The organism is Paracoccus litorisediminis (genome assembly GCF_009711205.1).
Lineage (GTDB): Bacteria > Pseudomonadota > Alphaproteobacteria > Rhodobacterales > Rhodobacteraceae > Paracoccus > Paracoccus litorisediminis.
On record NZ_WMIG01000004.1, the window covers coordinates 187891 to 205315 of the forward strand.

21 protein-coding genes are annotated in these 17425 nt (G+C 64.7%); 12 read left to right on the forward strand and 9 right to left on the reverse strand.

What is annotated here, in order from left to right; genetic code table 11:
* The first annotated feature begins 76 nt into the window (after window positions 1-76).
* Window positions 77-664, forward strand: a complete 588-nt coding sequence (hisB, locus tag GL300_RS10930) for an imidazoleglycerol-phosphate dehydratase HisB (RefSeq protein ID WP_155039654.1) — start codon at window positions 77-79, stop codon at window positions 662-664.
* Window positions 664-1293 carry an imidazole glycerol phosphate synthase subunit HisH gene (gene hisH / locus GL300_RS10935; RefSeq protein ID WP_155039655.1) on the forward strand — a complete coding sequence of 210 codons (630 nt, stop codon included), beginning with the start codon at window positions 664-666 and terminating at the stop codon, window positions 1291-1293. Before hisB ends, hisH begins: the two co-directional genes overlap by 1 nt.
* 112 nt (window positions 1294-1405) lie before the next feature.
* On the opposite strand, the gene GL300_RS10940 is transcribed toward hisH, so the two are convergent.
* On the reverse strand, window positions 1406-1795 hold the full coding sequence (locus tag GL300_RS10940; protein ID WP_155039656.1) for a DUF2147 domain-containing protein: 390 nt from the start codon (window positions 1793-1795) through the stop codon (window positions 1406-1408).
* Window positions 1796-1955: 160 nt separating this feature from the next.
* On the opposite strand from GL300_RS10940, the gene hisA reads away from it, so the two are divergent.
* The 4 genes from hisA to GL300_RS10960 are packed head-to-tail and all read left to right on the forward strand — an operon-like array spanning window position 1956 to window position 4250.
* Complete coding sequence (gene hisA, locus GL300_RS10945) at window positions 1956-2672, forward strand: 1-(5-phosphoribosyl)-5-[(5-phosphoribosylamino)methylideneamino]imidazole-4-carboxamide isomerase (RefSeq protein ID WP_155039657.1); 717 nt, start codon at window positions 1956-1958, stop codon at window positions 2670-2672.
* A 9-nt stretch (window positions 2673-2681) separates the two neighbouring features.
* A complete protein-coding gene (hisF, locus tag GL300_RS10950) occupies window positions 2682-3443 on the forward strand; it encodes an imidazole glycerol phosphate synthase subunit HisF (protein ID WP_155039658.1) in 762 nt (253 codons plus the stop codon).
* Window positions 3440-3751, forward strand: coding sequence for a phosphoribosyl-ATP diphosphatase (locus tag GL300_RS10955; RefSeq protein WP_155039659.1), 312 nt, complete (start codon window positions 3440-3442; stop codon window positions 3749-3751). Before hisF ends, GL300_RS10955 begins: the two co-directional genes overlap by 4 nt.
* A gap of 4 nt (window positions 3752-3755) precedes the next feature.
* Window positions 3756-4250 (forward strand): MgtC/SapB family protein, encoded by a 495-nt coding sequence (locus tag GL300_RS10960; RefSeq protein ID WP_155039660.1) that lies wholly within the window; start codon window positions 3756-3758, stop codon window positions 4248-4250.
* Window positions 4251-4260: 10 nt separating this feature from the next.
* Here GL300_RS10960 and rnd read toward each other — a convergent pair whose 3' ends face one another.
* The 3 genes from rnd to GL300_RS10975 form a co-directional block, all read right to left on the reverse strand.
* On the reverse strand, window positions 4261-5430 hold the full coding sequence (gene rnd / locus GL300_RS10965) for a ribonuclease D (protein WP_192336428.1): 1170 nt from the start codon (window positions 5428-5430) through the stop codon (window positions 4261-4263).
* Window positions 5431-5559: 129 nt separating this feature from the next.
* Window positions 5560-6690 (reverse strand): tRNA guanosine(34) transglycosylase Tgt, encoded by a 1131-nt coding sequence (tgt, locus tag GL300_RS10970; protein ID WP_155039662.1) that lies wholly within the window; start codon window positions 6688-6690, stop codon window positions 5560-5562.
* A gap of 61 nt (window positions 6691-6751) precedes the next feature.
* Window positions 6752-7510 carry a GNAT family N-acetyltransferase gene (locus GL300_RS10975; RefSeq protein ID WP_155039663.1) on the reverse strand — a complete coding sequence of 253 codons (759 nt, stop codon included), beginning with the start codon at window positions 7508-7510 and terminating at the stop codon, window positions 6752-6754.
* Window positions 7511-7624: 114 nt separating this feature from the next.
* Here GL300_RS10975 and msrB point away from each other — a divergent pair, with 114 nt between their 5' ends.
* Window positions 7625-8017: a peptide-methionine (R)-S-oxide reductase MsrB gene (gene msrB, locus GL300_RS10980; RefSeq protein WP_155039664.1), complete on the forward strand. Its 393-nt coding sequence runs from the start codon at window positions 7625-7627 to the stop codon at window positions 8015-8017.
* A 51-nt stretch (window positions 8018-8068) separates the two neighbouring features.
* Here msrB and GL300_RS10985 read toward each other — a convergent pair whose 3' ends face one another.
* Window positions 8069-8500 carry an outer membrane protein assembly factor BamE gene (locus GL300_RS10985; RefSeq protein WP_225612118.1) on the reverse strand — a complete coding sequence of 144 codons (432 nt, stop codon included), beginning with the start codon at window positions 8498-8500 and terminating at the stop codon, window positions 8069-8071.
* 136 nt (window positions 8501-8636) lie between these two features.
* Here GL300_RS10985 and GL300_RS10990 point away from each other — a divergent pair, with 136 nt between their 5' ends.
* Window positions 8637-9158, forward strand: a complete 522-nt coding sequence (locus GL300_RS10990) for a YceD family protein (protein WP_155039666.1) — start codon at window positions 8637-8639, stop codon at window positions 9156-9158.
* 10 nt (window positions 9159-9168) lie between these two features.
* On the opposite strand, the gene betA is transcribed toward GL300_RS10990, so the two are convergent.
* The 3 genes from betA to betI all read right to left on the reverse strand — a co-directional run bounded on the left by betA (window position 9169) and on the right by betI (window position 12911).
* On the reverse strand, window positions 9169-10821 hold the full coding sequence (gene betA, locus GL300_RS10995) for a choline dehydrogenase (protein ID WP_155039667.1): 1653 nt from the start codon (window positions 10819-10821) through the stop codon (window positions 9169-9171).
* A 78-nt stretch (window positions 10822-10899) separates the two neighbouring features.
* Window positions 10900-12345: a betaine-aldehyde dehydrogenase gene (betB, locus tag GL300_RS11000; RefSeq protein ID WP_155039668.1), complete on the reverse strand. Its 1446-nt coding sequence runs from the start codon at window positions 12343-12345 to the stop codon at window positions 10900-10902.
* The gene (gene betI / locus GL300_RS11005) at window positions 12342-12911 is read right to left on the reverse strand and encodes a choline-binding transcriptional repressor BetI (RefSeq protein ID WP_155039669.1); all 570 of its coding nucleotides are present in this window, start codon (window positions 12909-12911) and stop codon (window positions 12342-12344) included. The genes betB and betI overlap by 4 nt, the downstream gene beginning before the upstream one ends.
* Window positions 12912-13025: 114 nt before the next feature.
* Here betI and choX point away from each other — a divergent pair, with 114 nt between their 5' ends.
* The 4 genes from choX to GL300_RS11025 all read left to right on the forward strand — a co-directional run bounded on the left by choX (window position 13026) and on the right by GL300_RS11025 (window position 16492).
* Window positions 13026-13979, forward strand: a complete 954-nt coding sequence (choX, locus tag GL300_RS11010; protein ID WP_155039670.1) for a choline ABC transporter substrate-binding protein — start codon at window positions 13026-13028, stop codon at window positions 13977-13979.
* Window positions 13980-14057: 78 nt separating this feature from the next.
* The gene (gene choW, locus GL300_RS11015) at window positions 14058-14909 is read left to right on the forward strand and encodes a choline ABC transporter permease subunit (protein ID WP_155039671.1); all 852 of its coding nucleotides are present in this window, start codon (window positions 14058-14060) and stop codon (window positions 14907-14909) included.
* Window positions 14902-15936 carry a choline ABC transporter ATP-binding protein gene (gene choV, locus GL300_RS11020; RefSeq protein WP_155039672.1) on the forward strand — a complete coding sequence of 345 codons (1035 nt, stop codon included), beginning with the start codon at window positions 14902-14904 and terminating at the stop codon, window positions 15934-15936. Before choW ends, choV begins: the two co-directional genes overlap by 8 nt.
* 331 nt (window positions 15937-16267) lie before the next feature.
* Window positions 16268-16492 (forward strand): hypothetical protein, encoded by a 225-nt coding sequence (locus GL300_RS11025; RefSeq protein WP_155039673.1) that lies wholly within the window; start codon window positions 16268-16270, stop codon window positions 16490-16492.
* Here GL300_RS11025 and GL300_RS11030 read toward each other — a convergent pair.
* Window positions 16489-17391 (reverse strand): DMT family transporter, encoded by a 903-nt coding sequence (locus GL300_RS11030; RefSeq protein WP_394206984.1) that lies wholly within the window; start codon window positions 17389-17391, stop codon window positions 16489-16491. The genes GL300_RS11025 and GL300_RS11030 overlap by 4 nt on opposite strands.
* Window positions 17392-17425 lie beyond the last annotated feature (34 nt).

The following is a 17425-nucleotide window of genomic DNA, read 5'->3' on the forward strand; positions in this document are numbered from 1 at the left end:
GCATCCTAGTCCTGCTCTCACTTTTCAGTCAAAGGATGCTTGCCTATAAGGCTTGGGGTCCCGAACGGAGAGAACGATGCGCCGCGCAACCATCACCCGCGACACCGCCGAGACGCAGATCGAGGTCGAGCTGAACCTGGACGGTACGGGCAAATACGACAACCAGACCGGCGTGGGCTTTTTCGACCATATGCTGGACCAGCTGTCGCGCCATTCGCTGATCGACCTGACGGTGCGCGCCAAAGGCGACCTGCATATCGACGACCACCACACGGTCGAGGATTGCGGCATCGCCATCGGGCAGGCGCTGGCCAAGGCGCTTGGCGACAAAAAGGGCATCCGCCGCTATGGCAGCTTTCACCTTGCCATGGACGACAGCCTGATCCGCGCGGCGCTGGACTTGTCGGCGCGGCCCTTCCTGATCTGGAACGTCGACTTCCCGACCCAGAAGATCGGGACCTTCGACACCGAACTGGTGCGCGAATTCTTTCAGGCGCTGTCGACGCATGGCGGCATCACCCTGCATGTGGACCGCCTGCACGGCCTGAACTCGCATCACATCGCCGAGGCCGCCTTCAAGGCCGTGGCCCGCGCGCTGCGTGAAGCGGTCGAGCCCGACCCGCGCATGGCGGGCGTGCTGCCCTCGACCAAGGGGGCTTTGTGATGCGCGTCGCTTTGGTCGATTACGACAGCGGAAACCTGCATTCGGCGGAAAAAGCCTTCGCCCTGATGGGTCGCGAGACCGGGGCCGAGGTCTTTGTCACCGCCGACCCCGAGGCCGTGCGTGCTGCGGACCGGATCGTCCTGCCGGGCGATGGTGCCTTCCCCGCCTGCCGCGTGGCGCTAGACGCCGTTCCCGGCATGGTCGAGGCATTGCGCGAGGCAGTGCTGTCGCGTGGCGTGCCCTTCATGGGAATCTGCGTCGGCATGCAGATGCTGGCCGATACCGGCCATGAATATCGCGAGACCGACGGTCTGGGCTGGATCGGCGGCGAGATCGACGCCATCCGCGCGCCCGGACTGAAAGTGCCGCATATGGGGTGGAATGATCTGACCGTGCTGCAGCCCCATCCGGTTCTGGAGGGGATCGCGACCGGCGATCACGCCTATTTCGTCCATGGCTGGCAGTTTCAGGTCCGCGAACCGGCGCACCTACTGGCCAGCGTCGATTACGGCGGGCCGGTAACGGCAGTGGTCGGGCGCGACAATATCGTCGGCACCCAGTTCCACCCCGAGAAGTCGCAGGCCGTCGGGCTGCGCATCATCGCGAACTTCCTGCGCTGGAACCCCTGAGGATCGAGCGTCGCGAAAGTGGGGGCTCTGCCCCCAAGCCCCTGCCGCCCCTCGATGGGGCGACAGGGGCTTCCCCCCGGGGTATTTCCGAAACGAAGAATGCGCCGAGGCGTTACTTCACCGGCGTCCATTTCTGCGTCTTGCAGAAGACCGCGACGCAGCCCGATACATTCAGGACCGCGCCATTCACCTGCATCTTGGACTTGTAGGTCTTGTTCGAGCCGGGGTCCCAGATCGTTCCGCCCGAGAACTTGCCATTGCCGTCATCGTTCATGTTCGCGACGATATTGCGGCCGGTATTCGGCGAGGTGATTTCCTTGCCCGCCTTGTCAAAGGACCGGACCAGCTTGCCGCAGGTCTTGCCGCCACAATCGTAGAACTGGACGAAGCCGGTCTGCCCGTTGTCATTTGGCTGGGTCCGATAGATCCCGCTGATGCCATCGGCCTGCGCGGCCGGGGCAGCAAGCGCCAGTAGCGCGGCAAGCGCCATTTGTTTCTTCATGTTTTCCTCCCATGCGGGGAGCGAGTCCCCTGCGGCTGAGATTGCTTTCCGCCCTCGCGCGCAGGCAAGCATGACGTGGCGTAGGGCAATCGGGGCGCCCTGCCCCTTCCGATTGTCGCCTCTCTGTGGCAAAGGGGCGCCAACCATCAGGAGAGACGCGATGATCCTTTATCCCGCCATCGACCTCAAGGACGGCAACTGCGTTCGTCTGCTGCGCGGCGACATGGAAGCCGCGACCGTTTTCGGAACCGATCCCGCGGCGCAGGCCAAAGCCTTTGAGGATGCTGGCGCCGAATGGCTGCATCTGGTCGACCTGAACGGCGCCTTTGCCGGTCACCCGGTCAATGCCGAGGCCGTCGGCGCGATCCTGTCCACCGTCAGCATCCCCGTCCAGCTGGGCGGCGGCATCCGCGACATGGCCACCATCGAAAGCTGGCTGGAGCGTGGCCTTGCCCGCGTAATCCTTGGCACGGTTGCCGTTGAGAACCCATCACTGGTGCGCGAAGCCGCGCTGGCCTTTCCCGGCAAGATCGCCGTCGGCATCGATGCGCGCGGCGGTCGGGTCGCCACCCGCGGCTGGGCCGAGGAAACCGACGTCATGGCCACCGATCTGGCCCGCCAGTTCGAGGATGCGGGCGTGGCTGCCATCATCTACACCGATATCGACCGCGACGGCGCGATGGAGGGTCCGAACACCGCCGCGACCGAGGCCTTGGCGCGGGCGGTCAACATTCCCGTCATCGCCTCGGGCGGAGTCAGCTCGATGCAGGATCTGCTGGCGCTGCGCGACACGCGCGTGATTGCGGGTGCGATCTCGGGGCGGGCGCTTTACGATGGCGCGATCAATCTGGGCGAGGCGCTACGCGCGCTGGCATAAGGGGGCAAGATGCTCAAGACGCGGGTGATCCCTTGCCTTGACGTGGCCGATGGCCGCGTCGTCAAGGGCGTGAATTTCGTCGATCTGGTGGATGCTGGCGATCCGGTCGAGGCCGCGCGCGCCTATGACGCGGCAGGCGCGGACGAGATCTGTTTTCTGGACATCCATGCCACGCATGAAAATCGCGGCACCATGTTCGATCTGGTCACCCGCACCGCCGAGGCCTGCTTCGTGCCCCTGACCGTGGGCGGCGGCGTGCGCAGCCATCACGACGTGCGCGCCCTGCTGCTGGCGGGGGCCGACAAGGTCAGCTTCAACTCGGCCGCCGTGGCGAACCCGGACGTGATTGCCGAGGCGGCCGACCGTTTCGGCAGCCAATGCATCGTCTGCGCCATCGACGCCAAGACCGTCGCGCCCGGCAAATGGGAAATCTTCACCCATGGCGGCCGGAAGCCCACCGGCATCGATGCGATCGCATTCGCCCGCACTGTCGCCGCCAAGGGCGCGGGGGAAATCCTGCTGACCAGCATGGACCGCGACGGCACCAAATCGGGCTTCAACATCCCGCTGACCCGCGCCGTATCGGACGCGGTGAACATCCCCGTCATCGCCTCGGGCGGGGTCGGTGCGCTGGAGCATCTGGCGGAAGGCGTGCTGGAGGGGCATGCCTCGGCGGTTCTGGCGGCCTCGATCTTCCATTTCGGGACCTTCACCGTGCGCGAGGCCAAGGAACATATGGCCGCGGCGGGCATCCCGGTGCGGCTGACATGAGCGCGCTGTACCGCTTGGCCGAGACCATCGCCGCCCGCAAGGGCGCCGATCCCGAGACCAGCTGGACCGCCAAGCTGCTGTCCAAAGGCCCCGAAAAATGCGCCGAGAAATTCGGCGAAGAGGCGGTCGAGGCGATAATCGAGGCCGTCAAGGGCGACCGCGAGAAACTGGTCAGCGAGGCCGCCGATGCGCTTTACCACCTGCTGGTGATGCTGGCCGCGCGCGACCTGACGCTGGCCGATGTCGAAAATGAACTGGACCGGCGCGAAGGGCGTTCGGGGATCGAGGAAAAAGCCGCACGGAAGTGACAGGATGCTCGATCAGCTGGCCGGGGAATTCTCGCGTCCGATGACCCTGCCCTTTGGGGTGGTGGTCTTGCGGCTGGGCATGGCGGTCATCCTTGGCGGCGTGATCGGCTGGGAACGCGAGGTCCGCGCCCGCGCTGCCGGTCTGCGCACCCATATGCTGATCGCCCTTGCAGCGGCCTGCTTCACGCTGGTCGCGATGGAACTGGTCGATTTCTCGAATATCAACGAAGACCAGCAGCGCACCGACCCCTTGCGCCTGATCGAGGCGGTGACGGCGGGCGTGGCCTTTCTGGCGGCGGGTTCCATCGTCATCAGTGGCGGCAATGTGCGCGGAATCACCACCGGAGCCTCAATGTGGCTATGCGGGGCGATCGGATTGTGCTGCGGGACGGGTGATCTGCGCCTGGCCATGATTGCCACGGCCATGGCGCTGATTGTGCTGTATCTGGTGCGGGCGTTGGTCAAGCCAATCGCCCGCGACGAGGGTGACGGGAACTAGCCCGTCCCCATCAGCCTGCGACGGTCACCACCTTGACCGCACCGTTATGTGCCGACAGCGCAATTTCGCCCCCGGCAAGGCGCAGGGCATCGTCGCCAAAGACCTCGGCCCGCCAGCCATGCAGTGCCGGCAGGTCGCGCGCGCCCGATGCAATCGCGTCAAGCTCGGCAGCCGAGGCGATCAGGCGCGGCGCGACGCCGGCCTCATCGGACTTGGCCTTGAGCAGCACCCGCAACAGTTCCGACAGCGCGGCATTGCCGGGGCGGCCGGGCTCATCGGGGGCGGGCTTGGGCAGGTCCTTCGATTCGATCCCGGCCTTCACGGCGGCAAGGATACCATTGGCGATCTCGCCCCGACGCGCTTCGCGCAGCAGCAGGCGGGATTTGCCCAAATCAGCCTCGGTCAGCGGCTTGGTCGAGGCCAGCTCGATCAGCGCATCGTCCTTGAGAACGCGGGCACGCGGAATGTCGCGTTCCTGCGCGAAAGCCTCGCGGAAGCGGGCCAATTCGCGCACCACGGCCAGAAAACGCGGCGAGCCCGAGCGGGTACGGATACGCTGCCATGCCTCTTCGGGGCGGGTGATGTAGGTTTCGGGGTCCAGCAGCACTGCGACCTCTTCGCCCAGCCACGGTGCACGCCCGGTCTTGTTCAGCTGATCGGCGAGGAATTCATAGATCGCGCGCAGATGCGTCACATCGGCCAGCGCATATTGTGCCTGTGCATCCGACAGCGGCCGGATCGACCAGTCGGTGAAGCGCGAGGACTTGTCCAGCGGCTGCCGCGCGATCTTCTTGACCAGCGTTTCATAGCCGACCTGTTCGCCAAAGCCGCAGACCATGGCGGCGATCTGGGTATCGAACAGCGGATCGGGCAGCACACCCGCGTCATGGAAGAAGATTTCCAGATCCTGACGCGCGGCGTGGAACACCTTGACCGTCGCCTTGTGGCGGAACAGGTCGTAAAGCGGTTCCAACGACAGCCCTTCGACCAGCGGGTCGATCAGGACGGCCAGCCCGCCTTCGCCCTTGGCGGAGGACGGGGGCAAGGCCGCCTGAATCAGGCAAAGCTTTGAGTAATAAGTACGCTCGCGCAGGAATTCCGTATCGAGCGTCACATAGGGCTGTGCCTTGGCCAGTTCGCAGAACTCGGCCAGTTCGGCCGTGGTCGTGATCGTGCGGATGTCTTCGTGGCGGGCAGGTTTTGGGCTGGCGGACATTGATGACTTTCGGGACATGGGCGGGGCATCCGCCTTAACTACCCATCGCCCTTCCCCCAGACTTGGTGGAAAATCAAGGCACGACGTGACAGTTCACAACGGTTCTATGTCACCCTGTGCCCGCTGCGCCTCGAATTGGGCAACGAAATCGGACAGCGTGCCCGCCGCGATGGCCGCGCGCAGACCTGCCATCAGCTCCTGGAAGTAATGCAGGTTGTGCCAGGTCAGCAGCATCCCCGAGATCATCTCTCCGGCGCGCATGACGTGATGCAGATAGGCGCGGCTGTAGCCGGTGCAGGCCGGGCAGGTGCAATGCTCGTCAAGCGGGCGCGGGTCGTCGGCGTGACGCGCGTTCTTGATGTTGACCTGACCACGGCGGGTCCAAGCCTGCCCGGTCCGACCGGAACGCGACGGCAGCACGCAATCCATCATGTCGACGCCGCGCACGACCGCGCCGACGATATCGTCTGGCTTGCCCACGCCCATCAGGTAGCGCGGCTTGTTTTCCGGCAGGAATCCGGGGGCATAGTCCAGAACGCCGAACATTGCCTCCTGCCCCTCGCCGACCGCCAGACCGCCGATCGCATAGCCCTCGAAGCCGATGGATTTCAGCGCCTCGGCCGATTCCTCGCGCAGTTCGGGGGTGACGCCGCCCTGCATGATGCCGAACAGCGCATGGCCCGGACGGTCGCCAAAGGCATCGCGCGAGCGCTGCGCCCAGCGCATCGACATGCGCATGGATTTCGCCACCTCGGCATCGGTCGCAGGCAGTGCCGGGCATTCGTCAAAGGCCATGACGATGTCCGAGCCAAGCTGCCGCTGGATCTCCATGCTGGTTTCCGGCGACAGGAAGTGTTTGCTGCCGTCGATATGGCTGGCAAAGGTCACGCCATCCTCGGTCAGCTTGCGCAGGCTGGACAGCGACATCACCTGAAATCCGCCCGAATCGGTCAGGATCGGCCGTTCCCAGTTCATGAACTTGTGAAGTCCGCCCAGCCGCGCGACGCGCTCGGCACCGGGCCGCAGCATCAGGTGATAGGTGTTGCCCAGCAGAATGTCCGCGCCGGTCGCGCGCACTGATTCGGGCATCATCGCCTTGACCGTGGCGGCAGTGCCGACGGGCATGAAGGCGGGGGTGCGGATCTCACCGCGCGGAGTCTGGATCACGCCGGTGCGGGCACGGCCATCGGTGGCCGAGACGGAAAACTGGAATCTGTCGCTCATGGCCCCGGCTCATAGGCGGTTTGGCCCTTTTTTGCAAAGGGGGGCTTTGCAAAGGGGACGACTAGGCGCCCGCCGCCCGCAACAGCTTCGCCCGTGCCGGAGGAATAGCCCGGATCTCAAGCCCAGTGAACACGTGCAGGGTGTTCAGCTGGCTGTCGACCACCGCATGATCGCTGACCCAGCCGCCCATCGCCAGATAGGACCGCAACAAGGGCGGCATCGCGGCCATGGCCAGCCTTGGATCGGGCTTGCGCAGCCGCAGCGCCCGGGCAAAGCGGAAAACATTCGGAGCCTTGACCCGGGGCAGCCAGCGTTTCGGTGCCAGATGACGTTCCCGCAGCATGGCAAAGGCATCCTCGTAGCCCTGCGTATCAGTGCCCATGAAGCTTGAGCAGCCAAACAGCATCTCGATGCCTTCGGAATCGACATGCCGTGCCAGCGCCCCCCAGGCGAGGCGCAGGATATCGGGATCGCGCAGGCCGGGGTGGATGCAGAAGCGGCCGATCTCGACCATCTTGCCGTCGAAATCGCGCAGCCGGGACAGGTTGTAGTAGCGCGCCGAATAGCTGTCCCCGATCTGCGCGCCGCCCGACAGGGTCAACATGCGGAAGCAAGCAACCAGTTGCCCCGAAGCGATGTCGCGAATCAGCACATGCGTGCAGCGGCTGTCGTAATCATCGGCATCCAGCGCGTCAGGCGACGGATCAGAGCCGTCTCGCGCGCCAATGAAGCACAGCCAGCGCAGATGCTGCGCCTCGCGGATCTGCTCGGCGGTTTCGGCGGTTCGGACGTCGTAACGGCCTTTGCGCAATGTCATCATGGCGCTCCTGCCCAATACCCGGAAGACGGCGCGGCCCACAGGCGCGTGCCCGTCTTGTTCCTGTCCTCCCTGCACCTATCTTGTAACACGGGCGCAACATTATGAAGGGCAAAGATGACGGATCGCGTGATCAAATCCGATGCGGAATGGCGTGACGAACTGGACGACGAAACCTATCGCGTCACCCGGCAGGCAGGGACGGAACGCCCCTTCTCGCATCCGGGCTTTCCCAAGGGTCCGGGCCATTACGAATGTGTCTGCTGCGGGGCCAGGCTGTTCGACGGCGATGCCAAGTTCGAAAGCTATTGTGGTTGGCCCAGCTTTTCCCGGCCCGGAGGCGCGATCGACGAACATCGCGACGCCAGCCACGGCATGACCCGCACCGAGGTGCGCTGCCATCGCTGTGACGCGCATCTGGGCCATGTTTTCCCGGACGGCCCGCCGCCGACCGGTCTGCGTTATTGCATCAACGGCGTCGCTCTTCGCTTCGTTCCTGACGCCGTCTGAGGGAGGAAGGGCGCCCTTGTGGCGCCCTTCGCTTTGTCTGTGGACTGACTATCAGTCCTGAATGATGTCGCCGGCCTGCACGCGGCCCACATTGCCCATCAGCTGCCGGATCACCCCGATGCTGCTGATCCCCGAGTCGGTCACGCGGCGCGACAGCACCACGACCTGCCCGCGATCAAGCCCGAAACGCTCGACATTGGTGACCGTCCCGCCTTCGGCGAAGCTGATCGCGACGACCTCGCGGTTGATTTCGCGCGGCTCTCGCGCCCCGAAATACTCCCAACGCGAACCGACGTAATACCATGCCGACCCCGTCAGCAGCCCTTGCGAGCTGGGACGACCGATCAACCCGTCAAGCTCGGACTGGTTAGTCTTGCCGACAACGACTTGCATCAGCTCGTCTTCTGCTGGCACATAGCCGTGATTGCGATAGGTGGCGGTGCAGGCGGCAAGCATAACGGGAACAGTCAGCGCGAAAGCCATGATCTGTCTCCGGGAAAATTTCATCTTGCACCTGTCCCTTACGCGCCTGTTGACGCCGCGCGACTGACTTAGCAAACTCATGCCCCGCGCTCAAGAATATCCAAGTAACGGCTGCGAAAGCGCCGGAAAGGCCCCCATGACGCAAACCGCCCGCTCTCAAAACCGCTACCGGGTGGCCCAGTTGAACCCTCGGCAACCCACCACCTTCGAGCTTGCCCCCGATGCCGACGCCCGTGCCGCCATCGCGGCCGAGCTTGGCATCAGCGCCCTGCCCGCCCTGCGCTTCAAGGGCGAGATCCGTCCCGTCGCCAGCGACGCATGGGAAGTGACCGGCCGCCTGTCCGCCAAGGTCGTGCAACCCTGCGTGGTTACCCTCGCTGCGGTCAAGACCTCGCTGAACGAGGACGTGCATCGCGTCTTCTCGCCCCATGCCACGACGCCCGAAGGCGACGAGGTCGAGATGCGCGATGACGAAACCGAACCGCTGGGTTCGTTCATCGATGTCGAAGCCATGATGATCGAGAGCCTTTCGCTGGCCTTGCCGCTGTATCCCCGAGCCGCGGGCGCAGCGCTGGACGCCCCCGAAGCCGAACCCGATGGTGAGACCCGCAAGCCCTTCGCGGGCCTTGCGGACCTGCTCAAGGGTGAGGACAAGTAACCCTCGCAACTCACTGCGAACGCTGGCTTTCCTGCCAACCCGCCGCCGTTTCGGGGCCAAGGTTCAGGGGGGCCAGCATGCCCTGCCCAAGGATGTGATCGGCGGCCTTTTCGCCCAGCATGATCGTGGGCGCGTTCAGGTTGCCATTGGTGATGCGCGGAAAGACTGAACTGTCGACGACGCGCAGCCCATCGACCCCGATCACCCGCAATTCAGGATCGACCACCGCCATCGGATCATCCGCCCGCCCCATCCGCGCCGTACCGCAGGGATGAAAGGCCGATTCGGCATGCTCGCGGATAAAGGCATCGATCTGCTCATCGCTGGCGACACCATCGCCCGGCTGGATCTCATGGCCCTTGTATCCGGCCATGGCGGGCTGCTCGAATATTTCTCGGGTCAGCCGGACGCAGGCGCGGAACTCGGCCCAGTCATCGGGATGGGACATGTAGTTGAAGCGAATCTCGGGCGCGGCCTTGGGATCGGATGACGCCAGCCGCACCGTGCCGCGCGATTTCGACCGCATCGGCCCGACATGGACCTGAAAACCATGCCCCTCGGCTGCCGCCTTGCCATCATAGCGCACAGCCAAAGGCAGGAAATGATACTGGATGTCGGGATATTCGACCCCGGCGGCCGAGCGGATGAAACCGCAGCTTTCAAACTGGTTCGAGGCCCCCAGCCCCGTCCCCGTCGCCATCCACTGCGCCCCGATCGAGCCCTTCCCCCACAGGTTCCAATGCTTGTAGAGCGTCACCGGCTGGGTCGCGCTGTATTGCATGTAGATTTCCAGATGATCCTGCAGGTTCGCGCCCACACCGGGCCGGTCGGCCCGCACCTCAATCCCGTGCTGAGCCAGATGCGCCTCTGGCCCGATCCCCGACAGCATCAGAAGCTTGGGCGTATTGATCGAACTCGCCGAAAGGATCACCTCTTCCTTGGCGCGGAACACATTGATCCCGCGGGTATTTGCGACCTCGACACCGACAGCCCGCCCGTCCTCAAACACCACCCGCCGCGCCAACCCGCGCCGCAGCCGCAACCGCCCGGTTTCCTGCGCGGGACGCAGATAGGCATTGGCGGCGGACCAGCGGCGGCCCTCCCAGATGGTGGCCTCCATCGCGCCAAAGCCTTCCTGACGCGCACCATTATAGTCCTCGGTCACGCCATAGCCGGCCTCGCGACCGGCCCGGATGAAGGCGTTGAACAGGGGGTTGCGACGCGAGCCGCGCGTCACATGCAGCGGCCCCTCGGTCCCGCGATAATCGCTGACGGCGCTGTGCGAATTCTCCATCCGCTTGAAGTAAGGCAGCACATCGGCATAGGCCCAACCATTGGCCCCCGATTCCGCCCAGTGATCGAAATCCTTGGCATGGCCGCGCACGAACACCATGCCGTTGATCGAACTCGACCCACCCACGACCTTGCCGCGAGGGGTGACCAGCCGCCGCCCGCCCAGATGCGGTTCGGGCTGGGACGAAAACCCCCAATCATAGCGGCGCATGTTCATCGGATAGCTCAGGGCGGCGGGCATCTGGATGAACGGCCCGATATCCGAGCCGCCATATTCGATCAGATCGACCCGCTTTCCGGCCATGACCAGACGGTAGGCCAGCGCGCAACCCGCCGATCCCGCCCCCACGATGACGTAATCCGGGGTCATCTGCATGCCTCTCGCAACGCCACGGTCTTCTTCGTTTCACAAATACCCATCGCGACCGCGCAACGGGCGGAACATCGATCAATAGGGCGCATCGACGCCCCCCATGCCGACATAGACGGATTTCAGCTGCGAATAATGCTCAATCGCGGCGGCCGAGTTCTCGCGCCCGATTCCCGACAGCTTCACCCCGCCAAAAGGCGCCTCGACCGGGGTCAGGTTATAGGTATTGATCCATGTCGTCCCGGCCTGCAACGCCGCCGCGACCCGATGCCCCCGCGCCAGATCACGGGTGAACACGCCCGCCGCCAACCCATAGGCCGAGGCATTGGCCCGCGCGACCACCTCGCGCTCCTCGTCAAAGGCCAGCACCGTCATCACCGGGCCAAAGATTTCCTCGCGTGCGATCCACATCTCATCGCTCGCGTCCGCCAGCACGGTCGGGGGCACAAAGACCCCCTCGCCCGGACCGCCGCAAACTAGTCGCGCCCCCTCATCCAGCCCCTTGTCGATGGCATCGCGGATCTTTTGCAGCTGCGCCGGACTGACGATTGGCCCGTGCTGGGTGGCGTCGTCCAGCGGATCGCCGATCGTGATCTGCGCCGCCCTTTCGGACAGCCGCGCAAGAAATGCGGGCAGGATGCCCCGTTGCACGAAAACCCGCGTCCCGTTCGAACAGATCTGCCCCGAAGAGTAGAAATTCGCCAGCATCGCCGCACCCACGGCATCCTCAAGACTGGCATCGTCAAAGACGATCAGCGGCGACTTGCCGCCCAGTTCCATGGTGACATGGCGCATGCCCGCTGCCGCCGCTGCGTAGACCTTTTGCCCGGTGGCGACCGATCCGGTCAGGCTGACCTTGGCCACGCGCGGATCGCTGACCAGCGCCGCGCCGACCGCGCCGCGCCCCTGCACGACGTTGAAGATACCCGCGGGCAGCCCAGCCTCGGTCAGGATTTCGGCCAGTTTCAACGCGCCCAACGGCGTTTCCTCGCTGGGCTTGAACACCATCGCATTGCCGATGACCAAGGCAGGCGCGGCCTTCCAACAGGCGATCTGGCTGGGATAGTTCCACGCGCCGATGCCTGCACAAACCCCCAGCGCCTCGCGGATCGTATAGACGAAATCGCCGCCCAAGGGGATCATCTGCCCGGTCACGGTGGCGGCCAGCCCGCCGAAATATTCCAGCGCATCCGCCCCCGAGGGCCAGTCCGCCACCCGCGTTTCCTGAATGGGCTTGCCGGTATCCAGCACTTCCAGCCGGGCCAGTTCCTCGGCGCGCTCGCGGATAATCGCGGCGGCGCGCATCAGCACCCGGCCACGCTCGATCGGACGTAGCGCCGCCCATGCGGGCTGGGCCGCCGCAGCACAGGCCGTGGCCTCGGCCACCTGCGCCACACTGGCCTCATGCAGCCGGGCGATGACCTCGCCGGTATAGGGGTAATGCACGGCCAGTTCCGCCCCCTGCCCCTCGACCGGCGCTCCGTTGATATACAGGCTGGCGGCGGGCTGGGCGGAATGGCTCATGGCAGGACTTTCTCCAGATAATCCAATGTCAGGCGTTCGGCGGCGGGGCCGTCATATTCATCGGCTAGAGCCGCGCGCAGATAGACCCCGTCGATCAATGCGCCCATGGTCCGGGCGGTGCTGTCGGCGGCATCACCCACCAATGGCCGCAGCGCCACCAGCAGGTTCGATTGCAGACGGCGGTGATAGACGCGCAGCAGGCGCGCGGCTTCGGCATCGACCAAAGCCAGCGCATAGAAGCTGAGCCACGCGGCGATGGTCTCATGCTCAAAATGGATGCGATCAAAGCTTGCGCCGACGATTGCGCGCAGCCGCTCGCGGGGATTTCGCGCCGATTTCAGCGCGATAGAGGTTGTCTCTCGATACTGGCTCAGGATATGGCGCATGGCGGCAAGGAACATCCGCTCCTTCGAGCCGAAGTAATGATGAGCGAGGGCAGTTGACATCCCGGCTTCGCGCGCGATTTGCGCGACCGTCACATCCAAAGATCCGGCACGCCCCACCGTCGAGATGGTGGCGTTGATTAACGCCGCCTTTCGGATAGGCTCTGCACCAAGCTTGGGCATTTCGCTTCACCCGCAATGTCTGCAGCGCAAGAATGCAAGCGGAGATAGCCGCGTTTTGATTGACTCGTCAATCAATAAAAAACCAACCTACATGGAAACATGGGAGAGAGAAGCATGACACAACGTCGCATCGCCACCGCGCTGGTCGCCGGACTGGCCTTCACCTTGACCGCAACCAGCATGGCCGCGGCCGCCGAACCGGCGGATTGCCGCGAGGTTGTCTTCTCGGATGTGGGCTGGACCGACATCACCGCGACCACCGCGCTGACCACCACTGTCCTGCAGGCGCTTGGCTACAAGACCGAGATCAAGGTCCTGTCCGTCCCCGTCACCTATACCGCGATGGCCAAGGGTGATGTCGATGTCTATCTGGGCAACTGGATGCCGACGCAGGAAGCCGACATCAAACCCTATCGCGACTCGGGCACGGTCGACACGGTCCGCACCAACCTTGTCGGCGCAAAATACACGCTGGCCACGAACGAGGCCGGGGCCAAGCTGGGCATCGACGACTTCGCGAAAATCGCCGCGCAGAAGGACGCGCTGGACGGCAAGATCTACGGCATCGAGCCGGGCAATGACGGCAACCGCCTGCTGCTGGAAATGGTAGCGGGCGACAAGTTCGGCCTTGGCACCTTCGAAGTCGTCGAAAGCTCGGAACAGGGGATGCTGGCGCAGGTCGCGCGCGCCGATGGTGCGGGCAAGCCGGTCGTCTTCCTGGGCTGGGAACCCCACCCGATGAACACGCAGTTCAAGCTGACCTATCTGGCTGGCGGCGACGACATCTTTGGCCCCGATTTCGGCGGCGCGCGCGTCGATACCAACACCCGTGCCGGTTTTGTCGGCGAATGCCCCAACCTCGGGAAATTCCTGCAGAATCTTGAATTCACCCTGCCCATGGAAAATGAGGTCATGGGCAAAATCCTGAACGATGGCGAGGAACCGGCCAAGGCGGCGCTGGCCTGGCTGAAGGCCAATCCCGAAGCGGCAAAACCGTGGCTGGCTGGCGTCACCACCGCTGATGGCGGCGATGCCGCGGCCGCGCTGGACGCAGCGCTGGCGCAGTAAATCCGGACGCGGGCAAAGGCGCGATCCTTTGCCCGCCCCGTCCCGGTCGGCACCCCGACGCAGGAGAGAGATAGACGCATGGACCAACTGACCCAGCTTTTGACCGGGACCAAGATCCCGGTCGGCAAGACCGCCAAGGCCATCTTCGACTGGCTGAACGCCCATGCGGCCTTCATCTTCAACGCCATCTCGAACGGTATGGAATGGCTGATCAACGCCATCCTTGCTGCCCTTGAGTTTCCGCATCCGCTGATCTTCACGGTACTCATGGTCGCGCTGACTTGGGCCTTGCAACGCAACTGGAAGACCTGCCTGCTGATCGCTGCGGGATTCCTGTTCATCCTGAATCAGGGCTACTGGGAAGAGACCATGCAATCCCTGACGCTGGTGCTGGCCGCCTGCGTCGTCTGCATGGCGATCGGCGTGCCGCTGGGCATCGCCGCCGCCCACCGACCCCGGCTTTACGCGTGGATGCGACCGGTCCTTGACCTGATGCAGACGCTGCCGACCTTCGTCTACCTGATCCCGGCCATCGTCTTCTTTGGCATCGGCATGGTGCCGGGGCTGATCGCGACGGTGATCTTTGTCCTGCCCGCACCGATTCGGCTGACCCATCTGGGGATCAGCTCGACCCCTCGCCCGCTGGTCGAGGCCGCGACTGCATTCGGCGCGACCCCGCGCCAATTGCTGTGGAAGGTCGAACTGCCTTCGGCCGCGCCGCAGATCATGGCCGGGCTGAACCAAACCATCATGCTGTCGCTGTCGATGGTGGTGATCGCGGCGCTGGTCGGTGCCTCGGGGCTGGGCGTGCCAGTGGTGCGCGCGTTGAACAGCGTCAATACCGCGCTCGGTTTCGAAAGCGGCTTCATCATCGTGGTCGTGGCCATCATGCTCGACCGCATGCTTCGGGTGGGACGGCGCGATGACTGAACGCAACGCAGTCGAATTCGACAAGGTCTGCATCGTCTTTGGCGATGCCCCCACCGCGGCCCTGCCGCTGATGGATCAGGGGTTAGAGCGCGGCCCGATCAAGACCGAGACCGGGCAGGTTCTGGGCGTCCATGACTGCTCGCTGACCGTGCGCGAGGGCGAGATTCTGGTCCTCATGGGCCTGTCCGGCTCGGGCAAATCCACCTTGCTGCGCGCGGTCAACGGGCTGAACCCGGTCTGCCGGGGCGAGGTTCGCGTCTGGGACGGCGATCACATGGCCTCGGTCACCACCGCCCGCCCCTCGGCGCTGCGTCGGTTGCGCCGCAGTCAGGTCGCCATGGTCTTTCAGCAATTCGGGCTTCTGCCTTGGCGCAGCGTGCGCGAAAACGTCGGGCTGGGGCTGGAACTGGCGGGCATCCCCGCCGCTGAGCGCCAGCGTCGCGTCGACAACCAGCTTGCCACCGTCGGATTGACCGACTGGGCCGAACGCAAGGTGGGGGATCTGTCGGGCGGCATGCAGCAGCGCGTCGGCCTTGCCCGCGCCTTTGCGACCGAAGCGCCGATCCTGTTGATGGACGAGCCCTTCTCGGCCCTTGATCCGCTGATCCGCAACCGCCTTCAGGACGAGTTGCTGGAACTGCAGCGGCAGGACCGGCGCACCATCATTTTCGTCAGCCACGATCTGGACGAGGCCTTTCGTCTGGGCAATCGCATCGCCCTGATGGAGGGTGGCCGCATCGTCCAGATCGGCACCGCCCGTCAGATCATCGCCAATCCGGTCAATGAATATGTCGCGGATTTCGTGGCCCATATGAACCCGCTGGCCGTCCTGACCGCGGGCGACATGGCCGAGGCCGGCGATCCTGCGGGCAGCCCCATCTCTCGCGACACCCCGATCCGCGAGGCGATGCGGATCATGACCGAATCCGGGGCCGATGCATTGGCCCTGGACGGTGGCGGCGCGGTGACCCGGCAGGGCATCCTGCAACGCCTTGCTAGCGGGGGCCGCGCGCGCACTTCCGGCTGACTGTTGCCGATTCGCCATGACGACTTGCAAGCGGCAATTTTCGCCGCTTGCTCCGAATCAGAATTCATGCCTAAAAATCATCCTGTTCCGTAACCCCAACTGAAAGGGCATTGGCATGACCAATATTTTCGCCGTTCCGGCCGCCCTTTCCTGGGATTACCAAGGCATGCATCGCAACCTGCGATAAAGCCTGGGGAACGCGATCCGAAAGCCCCAAGGGCATTCCCGATCATAACTGACGACCGTTCAGCGCAATTTTGCGCCGTGCTTCGTCATGTCCAAATCCAACCCAACCAGAGGAGCCACCTGCGTCAGCAGGCGGCCTGACAAGATGCAACTGACTCTAGAACGCCCCGTGCGCGACCTGCGCGCGCCTCTTGACGACCTTATCGACAATCACGGACTGGTCCGCGTCGGAATTGCGCTGATGCGTGCGGCCCTGCGGCGCGGCAAAAACCGCCCTCCGCCGGTCACCGGCCTCACGCCGCATCTGCTGCGCGACATCGGCCTTGAGCCGGGACGCCGCAGCACCCGTGGCGACAGGCTCCGCTACTAGACTTCCTTCAACGCATCGGGCGGCGGGGTCACAACCCGCCGCATCCGCGCCTCGCGCAAGGTGATGTAGCAGATCGCCCCGATCATCACCGCGCCGCCGATCAGCACCCACAGGTCCACCGGCTCGGCAAAGACCAGCGCGCCCAGCAGACTGGCCCAGATCAGCTGCAGAAAGACGACGGGCTGGGTCACGGTCAGCGGTGCCGCGGCAAAGGCCCGCGTCATCGCGTAATGCCCGGCAGTCGCAAAAAACGCGGTGCAGGCCAGCACGGCGCATTGCAGCAGCGTCGGCTGGACCCAGTTCATCGCCGCAAAGGGCGCAAGCCCGATACAGACGGTCAGCGACATCATTGCCACGACCACGGCGGCCGGGACCTGCTCGGACAGGCGCTTGGCCACCAGATAGGACGCGCCGAACGTCACCGAGGCCCCCAGCTGCGCGATATGCCCCGGCTCCAGCACCCGCAGACCGGGACGCAGCACGATCAACGCTCCGCAAAGCGCAACCGCAATCGCCAGCGCCCGCCGCCACGAGATCCGCTCACCCATCAGCAGCGCCGCACCGATGGTCACCACGATGGGGTTCAGAAACCCGATCGCCGTCACCTCGGCCACGGTGATGCGGGCCATGGCATAGAACCACAGGATCACCGCCAGCGTGTGCAACCCGCCACGCAGGGCGAACATCGACCAGATGCGCGGCGTAAACCCGCGGCGCAAGGCGGGAAGCAGCAGGGGAATCAGAAAGACCAGCCCAAAGGCGAAACGGATGAAGGCGCCTTCGGCAGCGGGCAACGCCTGTCCCAGCCAGCGCACCGTGCCATTCACGGCGACAAAGCTCAGACCTGCGGCCAGCATCCAGAAAATGCCGATCAGATCTCGGCGCGTTGTCTCGGACATCTCTCTCATGACGCAAGCCATGACCGCTTGCCGG

Excerpts from the sequence above, each read along its gene's own strand:
- choV (WP_155039672.1), top strand. The coding sequence starts at position 14,902 with ATGACTGAACGCAACGCAGTCGAATTCGACAAGGTCTGCATCGTCTTT.
- GL300_RS10985 (WP_225612118.1), bottom strand. The coding sequence starts at position 8,500 with ATGGCTTTCGCGCTGACTGTTCCCGTTATGCTTGCCGCCTGCACCGCC.
- choW (WP_155039671.1), top strand. The coding sequence starts at position 14,058 with ATGGACCAACTGACCCAGCTTTTGACCGGGACCAAGATCCCGGTCGGC.
- GL300_RS10975 (WP_155039663.1), bottom strand. The coding sequence starts at position 7,510 with ATGATGACATTGCGCAAAGGCCGTTACGACGTCCGAACCGCCGAAACC.
- hisF (WP_155039658.1), top strand. The coding sequence starts at position 2,682 with ATGCTCAAGACGCGGGTGATCCCTTGCCTTGACGTGGCCGATGGCCGC.
- hisA (WP_155039657.1), top strand. The coding sequence starts at position 1,956 with ATGATCCTTTATCCCGCCATCGACCTCAAGGACGGCAACTGCGTTCGT.
- GL300_RS11030 (WP_394206984.1), bottom strand. The coding sequence starts at position 17,391 with ATGTCCGAGACAACGCGCCGAGATCTGATCGGCATTTTCTGGATGCTG.
- GL300_RS10955 (WP_155039659.1), top strand. The coding sequence starts at position 3,440 with ATGAGCGCGCTGTACCGCTTGGCCGAGACCATCGCCGCCCGCAAGGGC.
- GL300_RS10960 (WP_155039660.1), top strand. The coding sequence starts at position 3,756 with ATGCTCGATCAGCTGGCCGGGGAATTCTCGCGTCCGATGACCCTGCCC.
- GL300_RS10990 (WP_155039666.1), top strand. The coding sequence starts at position 8,637 with ATGACGCAAACCGCCCGCTCTCAAAACCGCTACCGGGTGGCCCAGTTG.
- choX (WP_155039670.1), top strand. The coding sequence starts at position 13,026 with ATGACACAACGTCGCATCGCCACCGCGCTGGTCGCCGGACTGGCCTTC.
- GL300_RS10940 (WP_155039656.1), bottom strand. The coding sequence starts at position 1,795 with ATGAAGAAACAAATGGCGCTTGCCGCGCTACTGGCGCTTGCTGCCCCG.
- hisB (WP_155039654.1), top strand. The coding sequence starts at position 77 with ATGCGCCGCGCAACCATCACCCGCGACACCGCCGAGACGCAGATCGAG.
- betB (WP_155039668.1), bottom strand. The coding sequence starts at position 12,345 with ATGAGCCATTCCGCCCAGCCCGCCGCCAGCCTGTATATCAACGGAGCG.
- msrB (WP_155039664.1), top strand. The coding sequence starts at position 7,625 with ATGACGGATCGCGTGATCAAATCCGATGCGGAATGGCGTGACGAACTG.
- betA (WP_155039667.1), bottom strand. The coding sequence starts at position 10,821 with ATGACCCCGGATTACGTCATCGTGGGGGCGGGATCGGCGGGTTGCGCG.
- betI (WP_155039669.1), bottom strand. The coding sequence starts at position 12,911 with ATGCCCAAGCTTGGTGCAGAGCCTATCCGAAAGGCGGCGTTAATCAAC.
- tgt (WP_155039662.1), bottom strand. The coding sequence starts at position 6,690 with ATGAGCGACAGATTCCAGTTTTCCGTCTCGGCCACCGATGGCCGTGCC.
- hisH (WP_155039655.1), top strand. The coding sequence starts at position 664 with ATGCGCGTCGCTTTGGTCGATTACGACAGCGGAAACCTGCATTCGGCG.
- GL300_RS11025 (WP_155039673.1), top strand. The coding sequence starts at position 16,268 with ATGCAACTGACTCTAGAACGCCCCGTGCGCGACCTGCGCGCGCCTCTT.